A 13,205-nucleotide genomic window follows, 5' to 3' on the forward strand; every position below is an offset into this window, starting at 1 on the left:
CTTTAAATATTGAGGCTCATCATCTAATTCTGTTAGGGATAATAGTTATTTTTAACATTGAATACTTTTAGAAATCGCTTAAAGACTGTCAACTCATGATAGAACTGTTGTGCAAATAGTTTTATTTAGTACAGATCAAAAACGGTAAAACAAGTATCTGAGGAATTAGAAAAGAGCTAAAAGCTATAACTTTTAGCATTCAAAACTTTGTGACGTGACAACAAAACTCATTCTCTTTTCTAGAGAGCCAACTAAATAGTTGATATCTCTCTTAATCAGGACTTTTTTTACATGAAAAAGCTGATCAGTCTTTTTTTAAGCGTGTCTGTGCTATTACTTGCAGCTTGCGGTAAACAACAAAGTGAACCACAAGCTGGAAAGAGTGGTGATTCATCACAACTTCAAACTGTGGTTATTGCCTCAACTGGTTCTGACGCTGATATCTGGCGTTATATTTCGACTTTACCAGAAACTAAAGCTGCTGGTGTTAAGCTTGAGGTGAAAAATTTCACTGATTATGTTGCAATGAATACAGCTGTAGCAAATAAAGAAGTTGACTTAAATGCATTCCAATCTTATGCATATTTGGTGGCTTTCAATGCATCAAATAAAGATAAAATTGCTCCAGTTGCTACAACTTATCTTGAGCCAATGGGGATCTACTCAAGTAAACATAAAAAAGTAGAAGAATTCCAACAAGGTGCAAGCATTGCAATTCCTAATGATGCTGCGAATGAAGCTCGTGCATTATTGTTATTACAAAGTGCTGGCTTAATTAAACTTAAAGCTGACTTCGACCCTGCTAAAGGCACACCAAGCGATATTATCGATAACAGTAAAAAAATTGATATCAAACCAATCCAAATGGCGACAGCTGTACGCGTAAAAGATGAAGTTGATGCAATTGTTTTAGGTAATACATTAGCTTTAGAAGGTGGTCTAAACGTACTTAAAGATTCTATCTACTATGAACCTGTTGACCAAAGCACTAAACTGAATGTAAACATCCTTGCAACAGCTGAATCTCGCAAAGATGACCCAATTCTTCAGAAAGTTGGCCAGCTATACCACACTGAAGCTGTTAAAAAATACGTTGAACAACACTTTGGTGGTACAAAAGTTGACGTGAATCAGCCAATCAGCTACCTCACGGAAGCTAAATAGTAATATAATAGCTGCAACGCGAAACAGGCAAAGACTCTTTGCCTGTTTTTTCTTTTTAGCATAGTTTTTGACGACATGATTCAATTTAAAAACATTTCAAAGCACTATCAGCTTAAAGGCCAAACCATACGAGCTCTGGACCAAATTAATTTGGAAATTCCTGAAGGGAGTATTTTTGGTATTATTGGCTATAGTGGTGCAGGTAAAAGTACTTTAATCCGCCTGATTAACTTACTTGAACGACCAAATGAAGGTCAGGTTATCATTAATCAAAAGGACTTCACTGCTTTGGATGCGCGTTCATTACGTCAGGAACGTGCAAATATTGGTATGATTTTTCAGCACTTCAATTTGCTACAAACCAAAACGGTTGCTGAAAATATCGAAATGCCAATGCGTCTGCTGAATTACAATAAAGCAGAACGTGAAAAGCGCTTAAATGAGTTATTGGAGTTCATTGATCTTAAGCATAAAAAAGATGCTTATCCTGATGAACTTTCTGGCGGCCAAAAGCAACGTGTCGGTATTGCTCGTGCTTTGGCAAATCATCCAAAAATTCTTTTGTGTGATGAAGCAACCTCTGCCCTAGACCCGCAAACAACCAAGTCTGTTTTAGAGTTACTCAAGAAAATCAATCAAGAGCAAAAAATCACAATCGTTATGGTGACCCATGAAATGGATGTCATTGAAACTGTTTGTGATCATGTAGCTGTGATGGAAGCTGGTAAAGTCATTGAACAAGGTTCAACGATTGATATCTTTAGTAATCCTCAACATCCGACGACTAAAAACTTTATTCAAACTGTGTTACATCAACAGTTGCCTGTGAATATTTTAAATCAACTCGAAAATCAGCATCACCATAGCATCTACTGTTTACAGTTTTTGGGCCGTTCTGCTCAAGAACCTGTAATTCAGTCACTGATTAAACAATTTGATATTAGTTTAAATATCTTATTCGCTAACATGACTGAAATTAACGGTACTGTCATTGGTCAAATGTTTGTACAGCTTCTAGGTGAGCCACAGTTGATTAAACAGGCTATCGAGTTTTTAGAGAAAAATGAAGTGAGTGTAGTTCAATCAGGAGATCAAGTATGAGAGATTTAATCGTACAGTGGTTAACTGAACTAACTCAACCTTTCTGGCACAGTTCTCTTTCAATTGACCAGTTTGTAACGGCTCTACAAGAAACATTTCACATGGTGTTTTTTGCGCTGTTATTTGGTGGTATTTGGGGTTTCATTCAAGGGGTTATCCTGCTTGTAACTCGCCCAGAAGGTATTTTGCCAAATAGATTCGTCTATCATTTACTCAACCCAATTGTAAATGCGTTACGCTCTCTCCCATTTATTATTTTACTTATTGCAGTGATTCCTCTTACCAAGTTATTGGTAGGTACTTCAATTGGTACGTGGGCAGCGATCGTTCCTTTAACAATTTACGTTGGTCCATATATGGGACGTCTGATTGAAACTTCCCTACTCGAAGTAAATGAAGGAATTATTGAATCTGCTCAGGCGATGGGTGCTACACCTTGGCAAATTATTTACCGCTTTATTTTGCCAGAAGCACGCAGTTCACTCATTTTAAACCTCACAACAGCGACAATCAGTTTGATTGGTGCAACAGCAATGGCTGGTGCAGTGGGCGCAGGTGGTATTGGTGACTTAGCAATCTCTTATGGTTACCAACGTTTTGATACAAGCGTTGTAATTTTAACAGTAATTGTTCTATTGCTCTTAGTACAGATTGTACAGACACTAGGTAACTGGCTCTCTAAGATCCGTTAAATTACTCATATAAAGAGCTCCCTAAATGGGGGCTTTTTTGTTTTATATACATCATTTTCATTAAAAGGTTGAGTGAGTGGCTTACTACCATTTTCTGTTATTATCAAAAATAGTGATTACTTACTCTTTGGATTTGGTTTTAGGATAAAACAATGCGTTATAGAATTCATTTTATTGATGTACAGAATGCCCTCCAAAACTATATCTGGATTTTAGAAGATACTGAAACCCAAGAGGCTGTTGCAGTTGATCCAACAGAAGCTGATCTTGTGACTCAATTTTGTCAAAATTATCAACTCACTTTAAAACAAATCTGGCTCACTCATTGGCATAAAGACCATATCGGTGGTGTAGCGGATTTAACGGCTGGCCAAAATATTACTGTCTATGGTCCACGTGATGAGCTCTCAAAAATTCCGGGAATTACTCACCCCTTACAACTTGACGATCATTTAAAATTTAATGATTTAAAAGTAGAGATTATCGCGACCCCAGGTCACACCTTAGGGCACATTGTGTATTTTATTGAAGAGTTAGAAGCTGTATTCTGCGGTGACACTTTGTTTGCAATGGGATGTGGACGATTATTTGAAGGTACGGCTGAACAAATGTATCACTCACTTAGTCGTTTAGCAGCGCTACCAACACAAACCAAAGTTTATTGTGCGCATGAATACACGCTTTCAAATGCCGAATTTGCCTTAACGGTAGAACCGCATAACCATGCCTTATCTGAACGAGCTGAAGAAGTTCGTGAGCTACGTAAACAAGGTTCAATCACCCTTCCGAGTACGATTGAACTAGAATTAGCCACCAATCCTTTTCTTCGTGCAGAAAGTGCTGAAAACTTTGCTCATTTACGTGCACTTAAAGATAACTTTTAAAGTTAAAGCTTCTCCTTTTAAGAGATACAGTTTCATTTTAAGAACTGTATCTTTTTGCATAGCGCACGTTGATCGTAATTATTTTTTACATTTACTTTCTTCATATTTATTCATCTTTTTAAAAATTCTCTCAAATTTATATTTTCTTAAAAACATGCCAATAAATACCCCCATTAAATAAAAAGTATTTATTTTTTAGTTACATAACACCACCATATTTTTATAAAAATGAAAACTGTTCTTTCTCTATCTTACTTTTTTTACAAGTTGCAAAATAAAACAAAGTTTTCCCCCTTTAAAAAATCTAATTAAAACCCTATTAATAAATAAGATGTAATGCCACGGATAGAAGGAGTTCTCACGTGAAAAAGGTTGTTAAAGCTAAAAATTTGATTGCGTTTCGTATTTGGTTAGAAAAGTTAGGGTATTCAGTTAAAAATCTTGCTGATGGAAAAGGTTTTACTTTTAGTTTCAAAAAAGAATATGGTTTAGTGACTTGTGATTTAGCAGGTAATTCATTAGCGATGCAATTAGGTGAAGAGTTTGAGGATCACTTAAAAGCATAATTTTTTTACGACTCGATTTACAGTATTGTCTTTTTGAAAGATAAGTAATATTGCAGAACTTTAGAATGGTTTAATTAAAATATATTGTTAGACATTAAACAAAAAATCTGTAGCAGGGCTACTCTCCCAAATTGCCCTCAGCTACAGATTTTTTATAAGATTATTCTGCTTTAGGGTTCTTTAAAGCTTTATCTAAAAGATCTTTATCTAAAGCTTTATCCCATCGTGCTACAACAATTGTTGCGCAAGCATTACCAACTAAATTTGTTAATGCACGGCACTCTGACATAAAACGGTCAATACCAAGAATTAAAGCCATACCTGCTACAGGAACCGCCGGTACAACCGATAGAGTTGCAGCCAGAGTAATAAAACCTGCGCCAGTCACCCCTGCTGCACCTTTAGAACTTACCATTGCCACAAGAAGCAATGCAATTTGTTCACTAATTGATAAGTCAACATTACATGCTTGTGCGATGAACAGAGCCGCCATAGTCATGTAGATATTTGTACCATCGAGGTTAAATGAATAACCTGTTGGAATCACCAAACCTACCACCGATTTTTCACAACCTGCTTTTTGCATTTTATCCATTAAAGATGGTAAAGCTGCTTCAGAAGAACTTGTTCCTAAAACCAACCAAAGCTCATCTTTGATATAACGGATTAAATGAATAATTGAGAAGCCATTGTAACGGGCTACGGCTCCTAAAATCACTATGACAAACAATACCGCTGTAATATAGAACGTCATAATTAATAGTAATAAATTACCAATTGACTCGATTCCATACGCACCGATGGTAAAAGCCATTGCACCAAAAGCACCGATTGGAGCAAGCTTCATTAACATACCAACAAGGTAAAAAACTGGAGCTGTTAAGTTATTTAAGAAGTCGGTAATTGGACGTGCACGGTCACCCAATGCAGCCAAAGAAATACCAAATAACACCGCCACAAACAGAACCTGCAAAATCTCGCCACCTGCCAGAGGGCTAACTAGAGTTTGCGGGATAATATTCATGAAGAAGTCAGTAATATTTGTTGCATGCGCCTTTTCAACGTAAGTATTTACTTTGTCGTTGACTAAGGTAGCGGGGTCAATATTAAGACCTTTACCTGGTTGGATAATATTTGCCACAATCATACCAACCACAAGCGCCAAGCTTGAGAAGGTAAGGAAATAAAGCATAGCTTTACCAGTTACACGGCCGACTCGGCTCATGTTTGTCATACTGGCAATGCCTGTAACAACGGTTAAAAAGATGACGGGAGCAATAATCATTTTAACGATCTTGATGAATGCATCACCAAGCGGTTTTAAACTTTCGCCAAGTTCTGGGTAAAAATGACCAATTAAAATGCCCAAAATAATTGCAAAGATGACCTGTACATACAAAATTTGGTGAAACTTCTGTTTTTTCTGTACCGTTTCTTGGTCAAGGGTATTGAAATCCATTATCTAAATACCTTTTCGATGGGGATAAAAAAATAAAATATAAAGCGTGCACCACAAGCTGCTTTATCAAGGAAAAGCCATTGTAAAGAATAAAAAACGGCCTGTGTTATAAATTTAAAAAATGTAAAATTCAATAATCATGCAATAAATTATATAAAATCATTTTAATTTTCTAGGTTTAAAAAATAAAAAAACAACCAAAATTCGCTATAAAGCATTATTTAATATTAATATTTTAAGTAAAAACATACACAAAAATGGCTGTAGAAGTTTAATTGTCTCATGCAACCACAACATTTATTAAATAAATGATTTTATAAAAAACATGTAAATTATAAATTATGAAAATTTAGTTTAAGAATAATAAGAAAAATTGATATATAATTTTTTAACAAGATAACGTGTCTAGTTCTTGTTAAAAAATTACACTAATAGGCTTTGATAATTAATTCAAATTAGGGGGGGTTAAATAACCGTTCCAATAAAATATGGACATAATCTAAGCTTAATGTATGTTCAGTAAATAAGATGCGAAATAGCATAGGGGCAATCACAGCTTCGATAATTTCTTCATTATTTATAGTGGTTTCATTACGCGATTTAGCTCTGGCTTGAATAATATCAAGTTGTTGAATAATTAAGGTTTCACATTTTCTCGCATTTGAAGAGTCGGCTGTATATAGCACATCACGCAATAATGTTTGACCAACTTCAGAAGAATACTCCTCAAAATATTGTTCAATCCATGCAGTGATATCTAGCTGAAATGAACCTAAATCTTTTGGTTCCATATCAGGTTTAAGTTCATTTAGGGCTACATCTGAAAATAGCTGATTAATATCGCCCCAACGGCGGTAAATTGTCGAAGGTGTTACTCCTGCCTCATGAGCGATCATAGGTATGGTAATTTGGGTCTGCTCTAAGGTTTTTTGAAGCTCTTTTACCGCTTGATGCACCGCAGTTTGAATTCTTTCACTACGACCGCCAGGACGTAAGCCAGTAACAACTTTTGCCATTTATAAACTCTGTAAAAGGAATCAAAAAATTTATAAATATTTATATCTATATACAAAATATACTAAAGCTAAGGATTTGCTTTAGTGTAAAAATAATGTATAAAAGCTAAATATTCGCTTTTATGTTATTCATCTTATATGAACAATTCAAGTTCAAAACGGTCTGGATCAGTTTTTCAGTTAGAAAGTGCAAATGCATTAACACTCAATACAATCACGCTCATGACTTTTATGGCGGCGTCTAGTGCACCGACTCCACTTTATCGTCTATACCAACAGCTTTGGCAATTTTCACCTGTCACTTTGACTTTAATTTTTGCAACTTATGCTTTTACTTTGCTGGGTTCATTACTGATTATTGGTTCTTTGTCTGACTATATTGGACGCCGTCCTGTTATTATTGCAGCCATTTTTCTGCAAATTATTTCGATGAGCTTTTTCTTATTTGCTTCAGATGTTTCGATGTTATTTATTGCACGGGGCTTACAAGGAATCGCAACAGGGCTTGCTGTCTCGGCTATAGGCGCAGCAATTTTAGATTTTAGTAAGCTTCAGGGTTCGCTTATTAATAGTATCGCACCAATGGTCGGCATGGCTGTTGGTATATTTCTAACTTGTTCTATTTTGCAATTCTCTGCCCAACCGTTACAGCTTGTTTTTGAATTTTTATGTCTTCTTCTTATTTGTGAACTCATTTTAAGTTTTTTTACTCCTGAAACAGCCCAAAAGAGATCGGGTGCACTTGCTTCTTTAAAACCCAATATGGCTATTCCCCCACAAACAAAAAGTGCTTTATTGAGTATTAGTCCGATTAATATTGCTCTTTGGATGGTCAGTGGTTTCTTCCTATCACTTATGCCCTCTTTACTGGCAAAAATTTTCCATACTTCATCGGCATGGCTAAACGGTATTATGTTTATGGCGCTCGCCCTTTCTGGTGCGACAGGTATATTGACGCTTAGAAAGTCGACAAATTACCGTATTTTATTAACAGGTACTCTTTCAATTGCTATTGGTTCAACCATTTTATTTTTAGCAATTAATCTTACAAGTGCAGTAGTTTTATTTCTCGGTTCTATTATTACGGGTGTGGGTTTTGGTACAGCTTTTATGGGCGCAATCCGCACAGTAATGCCGCTAGCTTTACCAGAAGAACGCGCAGGACTTATGGCTGCATTTTTTGTTGAAAGTTATTTAGCATTTAGTATTCCTGCAATTTTAGCTGGTTATTTTGTTGGGAAAATTGGGCTGATGAGTACAGCAAATAGTTATATTTGTTTTATTGTCTTACTGTCGCTTGTTGCCCTTCTTCTGATTTTTAAAAACTTTAAAAGTAAATAAGCCTATAAAAAATAGCCTCTATAGAGGCTATTTTTTTATTTTATTGATCACGCCAAGGTTTTAAAAACCGCTTTACATACTTTTTAAATGGCCATGTAAATTGTTTTATAAAACTATTTGGAATTTTATAACCTACCGTGCCATACACGCTTGCCAGATGATTTGGCATATATACACTTTTGAAGATGACATCATATAAAGGAATAAAAGCAGCGTAATTTTTATCAATGGCTGGTTTTTCTGAAGAATGATGCCAATGGTGAAACTCTGGCGTTGCGATAATCCAGCGCAAATATGGGAAACGAAAACGTACATTGGAATGAATGAAAATAGCGTGAAACGAAATAAAGATTAAATAAGCAAAAACAGCTGAAGTATGAAAACCTAACAGGAAAATCGGTAAAGTAGCAATAAAGCGAGTCATGAGCACTTCAATGACATGCAAACGAGAAGATGCTAACCAATCCATATATTCAGTCGAGTGATGAATCGCATGAAAGCGCCATAAGAAATTAACCTCATGCATGGCACGATGTAACCAATACACCGTAAAATCGACCACGATGAGCAACTCAATAAATTGCAGCCAAATCGGTTGAGCTTGTACATAAAGCACAATTGGATTATCAGGTAGATGTGTAATCCAATATTGAATTGGCATAACCGTTAAAAAGCTAAATAATTGAATGCCAATATGGCTGACCATGAAATATTTCATATCGGTCACCCATCCTACTCTTAATATTTTTTGTTCAGGATTTTTAGCAAAAAAACCTTCAAGGGGGATAAAAATGAACGCTAAAATAAATAAAGTTAGTACAAAATAATCGATACCTGCATAAAACGGTACACTTGGCAAAACGGGTACTTCAATTACACCACAGCCCAAAACTGCTGCTACAAGTGAAAAACATAGTCCGTAAAAACCATAACGATTTTGACGGATAATGGCACTAAATGCACCGAAACCAGCACTAATAATAATGCCTGTGATGAGGCCATAATAAAAAAGGTTATAGTGTTTTGCGTAAATAGGACGGAGTTCTGGGGTGGTTAATACACTGGGAAATAAAAAACATAATGCACCAAATAAGCAAAGTAAGCTGAGTGACATGGAAATAAAGGCGCTAATTTTCCCTAAACCTGCGTTAAGTTCTAAATTTTCAAATTTTGCTCTTAATTGATCGGTCATAATTCATATACAATTCTTATTGTGTATAACGCGAATGCTATCAAAATTTAATAATAAATTGGAAAGAACTTTAACTTCGCAGATCAAAGTGCTTACTGAAACTAAATTTTAAATAGCTGTAAATTATTCTTATAAAACTTCAAATATTTGACCGACAGATTGAATCAGCCATTTTCTGGCAATAATATCATCACTACGATTAAACCAATTCAAGCTCACTTTAAAAGAATCCATAGTAAAAGGTAATTCAAACATTTGGACATTACCATGAGCTAGATAATGCCGAGCTGCTCGCGATGGTAAAGTCACCAACATATCTGAACTCTGCAAAACACCTTGTAAAACGCTAAAATGTGGAACTTCTAAACGAATTCGTCGCTTCAAATCCAATGTTTTTAAATATTGCTCAACTTGGATGTGCCCTGTCGATGACTTGATGGCAACATGATCTTCTTGCAAATATTGCTCTAACGTCAGTTGCTGCTGTAGCCGTGGATGGTCAGCTCTAGCAATGCATACATATCTTTCTTCAAATAAAGTACGTGTTTCTATTTTAGGCATTATGGTCTGCGTACTATTAAATACGGCTAGATCTAAAAAGCCATCAATAAGCCACTGTTCAACCTTAGACGACTGAATCTCTTCAATGTCAATTTGAATATAGGGTGCTGTTTTCTGCAAAAAAGCCATAAGACTAGGCAAGAGGCAAATCTCCCCAGCGTCCGAGAGTCCAATTCGGAAAGTTTTATTTGAGTTTTCAGGATGAAATTCCTGTGCTTGAGCAATCGCTGACTCAATATTAAAAATTGTTTGATGAAAAATCGGATAAAGCTCATGTGCAACTTTTGTAGGTTCGACGCCACCTCTGCTTCGGGTAAACAATTCATCATTTAACTGACGGCGTAAACGGTTCAAATTATAAGTTACAGAAGGCTGGCTCAAGTTTAATTTATCAGCAGCTTTACTAATATGCCGAGACTCATAAATACAGACAAAAACTTTAATCAAACCTAAATCCATGGTTCTGATCCTTTAAATACTCTAAACAAAGACTTTAACTTCTTTGCTTAGAGTTTAGTTCCTTTATGGGAATAAAAGTGCTTAATTTTTATGAAGATATACTTGAATTCAGCATTACAAGTTTAATTCGATTACAAATACTTATGGCAATAACACTTAAGGTTGCCAGCACGCAAGGAATGGCTAACGCGATAAAATTATATTCAATCGGTAGATGTAAACTTAAAAGCCAGCCGCATAAAATCGGACCTAGAATCGCCCCAATACGACCTACACCCAAAGCCATACCAATGCCAGTACTGCGAATTGGTGAAGGATAAAACTGAGCCATATAAGCTAGCAATAAAATTTGCCCGCCGATAGACGCCGCTCCTGCAATGGCAATACAGAGATATAAAATGACCATAGGTAAAGCATAGCTCAGCAAGTAAAGTGAAATTGCACCCGCTAAGAAGAGTGAACAAATTACTTTGCCTAAATGAAAACGATCAGCAAAGTAACCGCCACCGATTGCACCCAACATCCCACCCAAGTTTAGCGCCAGTAAAAAGACAAGACTGGTTGATAAATCATATCCCGCCTCGACCATGAGTTTGGGTATCCAGTTACCGAGCGCGTACACCATGAGTAAAGCCATAAATACACTCAACCAGAAAAATACAGTGACTAAAGCACGGTTTTCGGTAAATAGAGCAACCAAAGGTCGAGTGGCAGTTCTTTGATTTTCTTGATGTAATATGATGCTCGTATGATCAGCTATGTTTTGTTCTGGTGCTAACTGTTGAAGTAAACCACGCACCTCATTCCATTTTTTCTGGCGTACCAGATAATCAATTGATTCGGGTAAAAATTTCCAAATAATAGGTAATGAAATGAGTGGAATACCCGCCAAAATAAACATGATTTGCCAACCAAATTTAGGAACCAACCACATACCTAAAAGCGCTGAGCTCATACCACCAATTGCATAGCCGCTAAACATGAGCGATACCAAAGTTGATCGTAATTTCTTTGGGGCAAATTCGGTCATTATAGCAATGACATTTGGCATTACGCCGCCCAAACCTAGACCGGCAATAAATCGATAAATGGCAAACTCTTTAGGACTGTTGACAAAACCACATAACACCGTAAAACCGCTAAAAATGAAGACACACAGTATAATTAAACGTTTACGGCTAAAGCCATACGACTCTAATTTGTCGGCCAAACTCCCGAAACTCATGGCACCAAACATCATGCCAAATAATGCGACACTGCCCAACAATCCAGCAGTCATACTATCTAACTGCCAGTGTTGCATAAGCTTGGGTAATGCAACACCATAAATGACTAAATCATAACCATCAAAAATAATAATGAGCGCACTCAGCAAGATCACTCGCCAATGTAATGGTGTTAATCTTGCATCATCAATCAATTGATTTGCATTTAGTTTTTCCATAATTGCTTTCCTTAGCAAATTGTGTAAAACAAAAATTTATTTAAATCGTTGCCATTCCTAGCTGATGTAATTGTTGCTGTGCTTCTGCAACATCCTGTTCTAGGTCGTGTTGCCATAACCAGTCAAAGCGATGCTCAAGATGTTCGCCAATTTCGGCAAACGTTGGGTACTGAGTCGAATAACACTCATAAATTTCGCCAGACTCACGAGAAGTTTGCTGAACATGACAAGCACGTTTTAAACGGAGCTTTTCATATATCGAAGACACATCAGTTAATTGATCTGCTTGTAAGTTTTTTGTCGACAATAAGGCCGCGAGAATTAATGCATCTTCAAGACCTTGGCCTGCTCCAGCACCTTGATGAGGTAACATGGCATGTGCAGCGTCGCCCATGACAATGATATGACCTGAGGTACTTTGATAAGTCGAAAGTTCTTCAATTTCATGTAAGGCCCAAATGGTAGGCTGTTCAATTAAATTGAGTAATGTTTGACAGCTTTCACTCCAGTCTGAAAAATCGGAAAGCATTTGAGCTTTATCGACAGGCTTAGTCCACGGTGTATCGGCTGGTAGTATTGTATCTTCGCGGTTTGAACAGAAAGCAACGATATTAATTTGCTCACCTTTACGAATTGGGAACGTTAAAATATGTTTGTTTTTGCCCAATAACATTTGGGGAATATCTGCTAAATCTGTATCGCCATTTACTTGTTGCAAAGCTTCTTTAAATGAAGCGTGAGAAATAATGCCACGATATGCCCAAGTTCCTGAAAATCGTGGATGAACTGGTGGTAAATGATGAGAAGCTAAAACATATTGGCGAGCCACAGAGCGGATACCATCAGCCCCTATCAAATAATCGCACTCATGCTGACCACCATCATTAAAGTGCAAAATCACCTGATCATCTTGTTCTTCAATCGCCTCAAGGCGTTTAGAAAAATGGACATTTTGCGTAGGCATGTGAGGAATAATGGCATCAAGAAAGTCAGCACGATGAACAGATGACTGCCCTACACCTGTCGCGATAGATGCAGATAAATATTCATCGGTATAACCATTACGCCATTGAAACCAAACATCTTGAAATGGTGGCGATACTTTATCTGCAATTGCATGATATTCGTTAGCTAAACCTAACAGTTCAATGGCTTTAACTGCATTAGCACCAAAAGAAATCCCTGCCCCAATTTCAGAAAACTGAGGTGCAGATTCAAACATTTGGACATCTAAATGGGCGTATTTACTTAAATTACTTGCTAAAGCCAGACCAGCAATACCACCACCGACCACGGCAATTCGAATATGTGTATTCATGTGTTTCT

Annotated in this window: 12 protein-coding genes; 6 read left to right on the forward strand and 6 right to left on the reverse strand. The window is 36.6% G+C overall.

Annotated elements, in window-relative coordinates; all coding sequences use genetic code 11:
* Positions 1–291: 291 nt before the first annotated feature.
* The 5 genes from MKL33_RS04050 to MKL33_RS04070 all read left to right on the forward strand — a co-directional run bounded on the left by MKL33_RS04050 (position 292) and on the right by MKL33_RS04070 (position 4,407).
* Positions 292–1,164, forward strand: coding sequence for a MetQ/NlpA family ABC transporter substrate-binding protein (locus tag MKL33_RS04050; protein ID WP_002119639.1), 873 nt, complete (start codon positions 292–294; stop codon positions 1,162–1,164).
* 75 nt (positions 1,165–1,239) lie between these two features.
* Entirely contained in the window at positions 1,240–2,265 is a 1,026-nt protein-coding gene (locus MKL33_RS04055; RefSeq protein WP_002119636.1) for a methionine ABC transporter ATP-binding protein, read from the forward strand.
* On the forward strand, positions 2,262–2,957 hold the full coding sequence (locus MKL33_RS04060) for a methionine ABC transporter permease (protein WP_002119707.1): 696 nt from the start codon (positions 2,262–2,264) through the stop codon (positions 2,955–2,957). The genes MKL33_RS04055 and MKL33_RS04060 overlap by 4 nt, the downstream gene beginning before the upstream one ends.
* 152 nt (positions 2,958–3,109) lie before the next feature.
* On the forward strand, positions 3,110–3,841 hold the full coding sequence (gloB, locus tag MKL33_RS04065; RefSeq protein ID WP_270906497.1) for a hydroxyacylglutathione hydrolase: 732 nt from the start codon (positions 3,110–3,112) through the stop codon (positions 3,839–3,841).
* Between the two features lie 362 nt (positions 3,842–4,203).
* Positions 4,204–4,407: a hypothetical protein gene (locus MKL33_RS04070; protein ID WP_002119766.1), complete on the forward strand. Its 204-nt coding sequence runs from the start codon at positions 4,204–4,206 to the stop codon at positions 4,405–4,407.
* A gap of 160 nt (positions 4,408–4,567) precedes the next feature.
* On the opposite strand, the gene MKL33_RS04075 is transcribed toward MKL33_RS04070, so the two are convergent.
* Together MKL33_RS04075 and MKL33_RS04080 are read right to left on the reverse strand one after the other, a co-directional pair.
* Positions 4,568–5,866 carry a dicarboxylate/amino acid:cation symporter gene (locus tag MKL33_RS04075; protein WP_002119617.1) on the reverse strand — a complete coding sequence of 433 codons (1,299 nt, stop codon included), beginning with the start codon at positions 5,864–5,866 and terminating at the stop codon, positions 4,568–4,570.
* A gap of 455 nt (positions 5,867–6,321) precedes the next feature.
* Positions 6,322–6,882, reverse strand: a complete 561-nt coding sequence (locus MKL33_RS04080) for a TetR/AcrR family transcriptional regulator (protein WP_270906498.1) — start codon at positions 6,880–6,882, stop codon at positions 6,322–6,324.
* 138 nt (positions 6,883–7,020) lie between these two features.
* On the opposite strand from MKL33_RS04080, the gene MKL33_RS04085 reads away from it, so the two are divergent.
* On the forward strand, positions 7,021–8,223 hold the full coding sequence (locus tag MKL33_RS04085) for an MFS transporter (RefSeq protein WP_270906499.1): 1,203 nt from the start codon (positions 7,021–7,023) through the stop codon (positions 8,221–8,223).
* A 40-nt stretch (positions 8,224–8,263) separates the two neighbouring features.
* Here the strand turns inward: MKL33_RS04085 and MKL33_RS04090 are convergent, their stop codons facing one another.
* The 4 genes from MKL33_RS04090 to salA form a co-directional block, all read right to left on the reverse strand.
* Positions 8,264–9,415 (reverse strand): sterol desaturase family protein, encoded by a 1,152-nt coding sequence (locus tag MKL33_RS04090; RefSeq protein ID WP_270906500.1) that lies wholly within the window; start codon positions 9,413–9,415, stop codon positions 8,264–8,266.
* Positions 9,416–9,544: 129 nt separating this feature from the next.
* Positions 9,545–10,435, reverse strand: a complete 891-nt coding sequence (locus tag MKL33_RS04095) for a LysR family transcriptional regulator (RefSeq protein ID WP_270906501.1) — start codon at positions 10,433–10,435, stop codon at positions 9,545–9,547.
* A gap of 88 nt (positions 10,436–10,523) precedes the next feature.
* On the reverse strand, positions 10,524–11,879 hold the full coding sequence (locus tag MKL33_RS04100) for an MFS transporter (RefSeq protein ID WP_270906502.1): 1,356 nt from the start codon (positions 11,877–11,879) through the stop codon (positions 10,524–10,526).
* A gap of 40 nt (positions 11,880–11,919) precedes the next feature.
* Positions 11,920–13,197 carry a salicylate 1-monooxygenase gene (gene salA, locus MKL33_RS04105; RefSeq protein ID WP_270906503.1) on the reverse strand — a complete coding sequence of 426 codons (1,278 nt, stop codon included), beginning with the start codon at positions 13,195–13,197 and terminating at the stop codon, positions 11,920–11,922.
* Between the last annotated feature and the right edge of the window lie 8 nt (positions 13,198–13,205).

This window comes from Acinetobacter sp. AOR43_HL, from assembly GCF_027854635.1.
Lineage (GTDB): Bacteria > Pseudomonadota > Gammaproteobacteria > Pseudomonadales > Moraxellaceae > Acinetobacter > Acinetobacter pittii.